The following is a 774-nucleotide window of genomic DNA, read 5'->3' as shown; positions in this document are numbered from 1 at the left end:
AAAAATACATCTTATGAAAAAACACTTAAAAATTTATCTCATGAAATTACAATTATTACAGGTGCTTTTAATATAGAAGAAAATAAAACTTACAATAGCACTTATATTTTTAAAGCAGGAAATGTTTATATTTTTAATAAGCATTTTTTAGTGCCTTTTGGAGAAGAAATTCCATTTTTTAAAGATATTATCAATAAATATTTATTACCTGATATGGAAGAATTTTCTAAAGGTCCTTTACAAAGTCAATATAAACTTAATAATCAAATCATCACTAATGCTATATGTTATGAAGCTACAAAAGAACAAATTTATAAAAATTCTAGCATTATTATAGCTATATCAAATAATGCTTGGTTTAATCATTCAAGCGAATATAAACTTCAACAACTTCTTATGAAATACTATGCTAATAAATATAATGTAAGTATTTATCACGCTGTTAATGGTAAAGAAAATGCTATAATAAAACCAAAAAAGCCTTTGAGTCAAAAATGGTATATTTTTTATAAAAAAATAATTGCAAAAATATATAAATCTTAAAACAAAAATTTAAATTTTTTAGCAAGTATTTAATTTTTAATCGAACTAAATACTTGCTAGTTAAATTATCAAACTTCTATTTAAATAAGATGGGAAATTTTAATTTCTATAAATAAAATCACCCATCCAACTCCTTACACATCTTTTCAAATTCTTGATAGTATTTCCAAGAAGCTATGATATCGGGACGATGTTTTTTAATATGAGTAAGTTCATAATCTAGTATGTTTT

At 22.2% G+C, this 774-nt stretch carries 1 protein-coding gene and 1 pseudogene; one reads left to right on the top strand and one right to left on the bottom strand.

From position 1 onward, the window contains the following. Positions 1-543 (top strand): annotated as a pseudogene (locus tag JG677_RS08410) (apolipoprotein N-acyltransferase); the annotation flags it as partial. Positions 544-661: 118 nt separating this feature from the next. Here JG677_RS08410 and JG677_RS08405 read toward each other — a convergent pair. Further along, on the bottom strand, positions 662-774 hold a 113-nt coding region (locus JG677_RS08405; protein ID WP_200286188.1), incomplete at its 5' end, for a DUF2972 domain-containing protein.

The sequence above is a fragment of the Campylobacter sp. TTU-622 genome, from assembly GCF_016598965.1.
Classification (GTDB): domain Bacteria; phylum Campylobacterota; class Campylobacteria; order Campylobacterales; family Campylobacteraceae; genus Campylobacter_D.
The sequence above is the reverse complement of the archived record's forward strand: the minus strand, read 5'-3'. Positions and strand labels throughout refer to the sequence as shown.